Source organism: Nocardia araoensis NBRC 100135 (genome assembly GCF_000308435.1).
Classification (GTDB): Bacteria; Actinomycetota; Actinomycetes; order Mycobacteriales; family Mycobacteriaceae; genus Nocardia; species Nocardia araoensis.
The window spans coordinates 1-5,732 of the sequence record NZ_BAFR01000016.1 but is presented as its reverse complement, the minus strand read 5'-3'; the positions used below and the strand labels follow the sequence as shown (position 1 = coordinate 5,732).

Annotated in this window: 6 protein-coding genes; all 6 read right to left on the bottom strand. The window is 66.9% G+C overall.

The window, feature by feature from the left end; genetic code table 11:
• Positions 1–98: 98 nt before the first annotated feature.
• A complete protein-coding gene (gene pstB / locus ON21_RS03030; RefSeq protein ID WP_039795034.1) occupies positions 99–875 on the bottom strand; it encodes a phosphate ABC transporter ATP-binding protein PstB in 777 nt (258 codons plus the stop codon).
• 21 nt (positions 876–896) lie between these two features.
• Complete coding sequence (gene pstA / locus ON21_RS03025; protein WP_039795033.1) at positions 897–1,799, bottom strand: phosphate ABC transporter permease PstA; 903 nt, start codon at positions 1,797–1,799, stop codon at positions 897–899.
• Positions 1,799–2,770: a phosphate ABC transporter permease subunit PstC gene (gene pstC / locus ON21_RS03020; RefSeq protein ID WP_039795032.1), complete on the bottom strand. Its 972-nt coding sequence runs from the start codon at positions 2,768–2,770 to the stop codon at positions 1,799–1,801. The genes pstA and pstC overlap by 1 nt, the downstream gene beginning before the upstream one ends.
• Before the next feature lie 90 nt (positions 2,771–2,860).
• The gene (gene pstS / locus ON21_RS03015; RefSeq protein ID WP_039795030.1) at positions 2,861–3,973 is read right to left on the bottom strand and encodes a phosphate ABC transporter substrate-binding protein PstS; all 1,113 of its coding nucleotides are present in this window, start codon (positions 3,971–3,973) and stop codon (positions 2,861–2,863) included.
• 242 nt (positions 3,974–4,215) lie between these two features.
• Positions 4,216–5,136, bottom strand: a complete 921-nt coding sequence (gene mshD, locus ON21_RS03010) for a mycothiol synthase (protein WP_039795029.1) — start codon at positions 5,134–5,136, stop codon at positions 4,216–4,218.
• Between the two features lie 114 nt (positions 5,137–5,250).
• On the bottom strand, positions 5,251–5,732 hold a 482-nt coding region (locus ON21_RS03005), incomplete at its 5' end, for a winged helix-turn-helix domain-containing protein (RefSeq protein WP_039795028.1).

Genomic DNA, 5,732 nt, shown 5'->3' with positions numbered 1-5,732 from the left:
ACTAGTTCCCGGCCGGAACGCAGAAAGGCCCTGGGCATACCCAGGGCCTTTTCACTTTGCCTGTCCCAGCCTCGGTGTACAGCCGCTGGCAACCGGAATCAGCCGAAGCGACCGGAGATGTAGTCCTCCGTGGCCTTCTGCGACGGGTTGGAGAAGATCTTCTCGGTGTCGTCGATCTCGATCAGCTTGCCCGGCTTGCCCTGGGCCTCCAGGTTGAAGAAGCCGGTCTGGTCACTCACGCGCGCGGCCTGCTGCATGTTGTGGGTGACGATGACGATGGTGAATTCCTTCTTCAGCTCGGTGATCAGGTCCTCGATCGCCAGGGTGGAGATCGGGTCCAGCGCCGAACAGGGCTCGTCCATCAGCAGCACGTCGGGCGACACGGCGATGGCGCGAGCGATGCACAGACGCTGCTGCTGACCGCCGGAGAGGCCGCCGCCCGGCTTGTCCAGGCGGTCCTTCACCTCGTTCCACAGGTTGGCGCCGCGCAGCGAGCGCTCGGCGACCTCGTCGAGTTCCTTCTTGTTGCGCACGCCCTGCAGCTTCAGGCCCGCGACCACGTTGTCCTTGATGGACATCGTCGGGAACGGGTTGGGCCGCTGGAAGACCATGCCGATCGTGCGGCGCACGCCCACCGGGTCGACCTGGGTGCCGTAGATGTCCTCGCCATCCAGCAGCACCGCGCCCTCGACCCTGGCATTCGGGGTTACCTCGTGCATGCGGTTGAGCGAACGCAGCACGGTGGACTTGCCACAGCCGGAGGGACCGATGAAGGCGGTCACGCTGCGCGGCAGCACGGTCAGCGAGACATCGGACACGGCGTGGAACTTGCCGTAGTAGATGTTCAGATCTTTGACGTCGATCCGCTTGGCCATTGTCGGTAATCCGTTCCGCTTCTATCGGTTCCGGGTGAGCAGGCGGTTGAGGACCGCAGCCGCCAGGTAGAGGAGGGCGATGATGAGGATCAGGGTCAGTGCCGCGCCCCAGACCCGCTCGCGTCCGGCAGCTTCGGGGTTGGCCAGCTCCTGGTAGATCAGCAGCGGCAGCGACGCCATGTTGCCGTCGAAGATGTTCGTGTTGATCGACTTGCTGTAGCCGACCAGCACCAGCACGGGAGCGGTCTCGCCCATCACCCTGGCGATGGCCAGCAGGATGCCGCTGATCATGCCGGGCAGCGCGGTGGGCACCACGATCCGCACGATGGTCTTCCACTTGGGGATACCCAGCGCGTAGGACGCTTCGCGCAGTTCGTCCGGCACCAGTTTGAGCATTTCCTCGGTGCTGCGGACGACCACGGGCAACATCAGCAGCACCAACGCCAGCGACACCGCCAACGAGCTCTGCGGGAACCCGAGCGTGGCGATCCACAGCGCGAAGATGAACAGCGCCGCGACGATCGACGGGACGCCGGCCAGGATGTCGACCATGAAGGTCGTGACCTTGGCCAGCAAGCCGCGGCCGTACTCGACCAGGTACACCGCGGCCATGATGCCGAGCGGCACGGCGATCACCGTCGCGACCAGCGACTGCACGATGGTGCCGTAGATGGCGTGGTAGACGCCGCCGGCCATCTGGTTGGGCAGCACACCCTTCAGCGAGTTCTGCCACCAGTCCGCCCGGACCACAGCGCTGAAGCCCTTGCTGATCACCATGATCAGGACCCAGGCCAGCGGTACCAGCGCGACCGCGAACGCCAGCCACACCAAGCCGGTCGCGATGTTGTTGCGCACCTTGCGCGCCAGGCTCACATCCCGGAAGGTGGGCGGCTTGATCGGCCGGTCCAGAGTCGAGGAGGTCATCACCCGTTCACCCTTCCGCCCGCGGCCAGCCGAGCGAGCGCGTTCACGACGAAGGTCAGCGCGAACAGCACGAAGCCTGCCGCGATGTACGCACCGGTCGGCAGCGGGGCGCTGAACTCCGCCGCGGCCGAGGCGATTTTGGAGGCGAAGGTGTAGCCGCCGTCGAACACCGACCAGTGCCCGGGCTGCGCGGCCGTCTTCAGCACGATCAACACGGCGATGGTCTCACCGAGCGCGCGGCCGAGGCCGAGCATCGCGCCCGCGATCATGCCGCTGCGGCCGTAGGGCAGCACCGTCATCCGCACGACTTCCCACTTCGTCGCACCGAGCGCCTGTGCCGCCTCGATGTGCGCACGGGGAGTGAGGTTGAACACCTCACGGCTGACCGACGTGATGATCGGCAGGATCATCACCGCGAGCACCACGCCCGCGGTGAAGATCGTGCCGCCGCTGGCCAGCGGGATGTTGCCGTCGTCGAAGAGGAACAGCCATCCCAGGTTGTCGTTCAAGAAGGTCTGGATCGGCTCCAGTTGCGGAGCGAGAACCAGGATTCCCCACAGACCGAACACGATCGAGGGCACCGCCGCGAGCAGATCGACGATCACCGAGAACGGCCGTGCCAGCTGCTTCGGCGCGTAGTGCGTCAGAAACAGCGCGATGCCGATGCCGATCGGAACGGCGAGCACCAGGGCGAAGATCGAGCTCAGCACCGTCACCATGAACAGATCCCGGATGCCGAACCGTAGGTGGTTGGCGTCCGAGGTGTTGAACTCGGTGCTGGTGAAGAAGTTCGCCTCGTTCGCCAGCACCGACGGCACCGCCCGGATGAGCAGGAACAGCGCGATCAACGCGATGGACGCGACGATGATCGCACCGGCCGTCGTCGCCAGGGAGCGGAAGATGATCTCCGCTCGCGGGCTGTGCGGGCGACCGTTCTTCGCGGTCGGTTCGGCGCTCGGCTTGCTCGGCATGGGCGCAGTATCTCCGCCTGCTCGCTGGTCGGTCGAATCAGACGAACCAGCGGCGGCGACCTCGTCGTGCACGGTCATGTGGGGCTGCTATCAGGAGATGGCGTTGATGGCGGTGGTCAGCTTGGTCTTGAACTGCTCCGGGATCGGGATGTACCCGGCCTCGTCCAAGCCCTGCTGGCCATTGGTGACCGCCGAGGTGAGGAAGGCCTTGACCGCCTTCGACGTGTCGGCGTCGGAGTACTTCGAGCACACGATCTCGTAGGTCGGCATCACGATCGGGTACGCGCCCGCCACCGACGGCTTGTAGAACGAGGAGGTGTCGATGACCAGGTCGTTGCCCTGGCCGGAGATCTTCGCGGACTCGATCGCCTTGCCCGCCGAGGCGACGCTCAGCGTCACCGGGTCCTTGCTCGCCGAGGTGATGATCCGCGCGATCGACAGGTTCTGCGCCTTCGCGAACGACCACTCGTTGTAGGTGATCGAGTTCTTGGTGCTCTTCACCGCGGCCGAGGTGCCCTCGTTGCCCTTCGAGCCCGCGCCGACGCCGCCGTTGAAGGCCTTGCCCGCGCCCTTGCCCCAGGCGCCGTCGGAGGCGGAGTCCAGGTAGAGCTGGAAGTTGTCGGTGGTGCCCGACTCGTCGCTGCGGAAGATCACGGCGATCGGCTCGGACGGCAGCTTGGCGTTCGGGTTCAGCGCCTTGATCTCGGGCGCGTCCCAGGTGGTCACGGTGCCGTTGAAGATCTTGGCAGCGGTCGGGCCGTCCAGCGCGAGATCGGTCACGCCGTCGATGTTGTAGGTGATCGCGACCGGGCCGAACACGGTCGGCAGGTTCCACGCGGGCGAGGCGCAGCGGTCGGCGGCCTTCTTCGGCTCGTCCTTCTTCGCGCTCAGCGGGGAGTCGGAGCCGCCGAAATCGGTCTGGCCACCGAGGAATTCGCTCACACCGGCGCCAGAGCCGCTCGAGGTGTAGTTGAGCGTGGCACCGTCGCAGTTCTTCTCGTACGCGGCGATGAAGCGCTCCATCGCGTTCTTCTGCGCCGAGGAGCCGCTGGCCTTGAGGGCCTTCTTGCCGCCGCAGGCGACGTCGACCTTGGCGACGTTGCCCGTGTCGGTCGAGGAGTTGTCGTCGCTGCCACAGGCGGCCAGCGCCATGGCACCGACGGCCAGCACACCAACGAGGGCGCTGCTGCGCTTGAGATTCACTTATTCCTCCGGAATGGCGTCCTACTCGTCCGGTCCCTCACCGGCCCGGACGGGTGCTGTGGTGCTGTTCGCGGGGAACTTGCGCACCAGGCAGCGGTGTGCTGCCCTCACTCAACCTAAGGTCACGTGGTTGACAGTTGGACCGACCTGAGTGAACGGAGAGTGAACAGCCCGGCGCGATTGGACCTGGTAAATGTGACGTTTGCCGCAGTTTTACTCGCGCACACTCGATCTGCCGCCTGCTATTCAGGATCCGCGGCCGCGTAGGCGATGTCGACATGCGCGGGGGCGAATCCGAGACGGGTATAAGTGCGCACCGCGGCGACATTGTCGGCCTCGGTATAGAGCAACACCTCGGCCAGCCCGCGGTCACGCAGGTAGCGCAAACCGGCCAGGGTGAGCAGCCTGCCGAGTCCGCGCCCTTGCGCCGCCGGATCGATGCCGACCACGTAGACCTCGCCGAGCGGCGGATTCTCCGCGTGATGCACTTTGGTCCAGTGGAATCCGAGCAGACGATCGGGGGCCGCGGTATCGAACGCCAGGAACAGGCCCGCGGGGTCGAACCACGACTCGGCGCGGCGGATCTCGATGTCGCGCCGGGTCCATCCGCCCTGTTCCGGGTGCCAGTCGAAGGCGGCGCCGTTCACCCGCAGCAATTCCGCGTCGTCGGCGGGACCGGCATAGGTTCGCAACGCGATGCCGTCCGGTACGGCCAATTCCGGTAGCTCAGGTGTTGCCAGTGACCGTCGCATCTGCCACAACTCACGCGCCGTCCGTAGCCCGAGCCGTGCCGCGACGGCCTTGGCCGCCGGCCGGTCGCCGTGCGCCCAGACCCGCGTGCCCGGACCGCCCGCGGCCAGTGCGGCCGTGACCAGACCGGTACCTACGCCCTGGCCCCGCCGGGCCGGGTCGACCGCGACCTCGGCCATAGCAGGGTGTGCGCCGTGTGCCGGGACCAGGTTCGCGTAGCCCACGACGGCGCCTTCGCGCCGCGCGAGCAGATGGCGTGCTCCGCCATCCGCATCCGAGGTCAGCGACAGCACGGCCTGTTCCGAGACCGGGGCGACTCCGTCGGCCTCGGTGGCACGCGTGAGCAGGTCGGTGACCGCCTGCGCGGCGCCCGCGTCGAGGCGGTCGGTCCACTGTGTCGTCGCGCCGCTCATCGGCCTCCGTTCATCGAGCCAGTGACTCCGTACGGAGTCCACACCTGGCAACGTCGTAGCGGCAGGTGGCATTTCGGTCCCGCCGAATCGGTGCGGGCACTGCCGCGGCGGCGATTACTGCACGGAGCCGTTGACCGGCGCGAGCGGGGAATCGTCGGTGCCTTCGTTGTCGTCCTCCGGGAAGTTCACCGGCTCCCCCTTGGCCGCAGCGCGCGAGGGGCGAACGGCCTTGTAACCGACATTGCGCACCGTGCCGATCAGCGACTCGTACTCGCTGCCGAGCTTGGCGCGCAACCGCCGCACGTGCACGTCCACGGTGCGGGTACCGCCGAAGAAGTCGTAGCCCCATACCTCCTGCAGCAGCTGCGCGCGGGTGAACACCCGGCCCGCGTGCTGCGCGAGATACTTCAGCAGCTCGAATTCCTTGTAGGTGAGATCGAGCGGGCGGCCGCGCAGACGCGCCGTGTAGGTGCCCTCGTCGATCACAAGTTCACCGAGGGTGATCTTGCCGCTGTTCTCCGGGCTTGCCACGCCGCCGTTGCGGCCGACCAGCAGCCGCAGCCTGGCGTCGAGTTCGGCGGGGCCGGTGCCGGGCA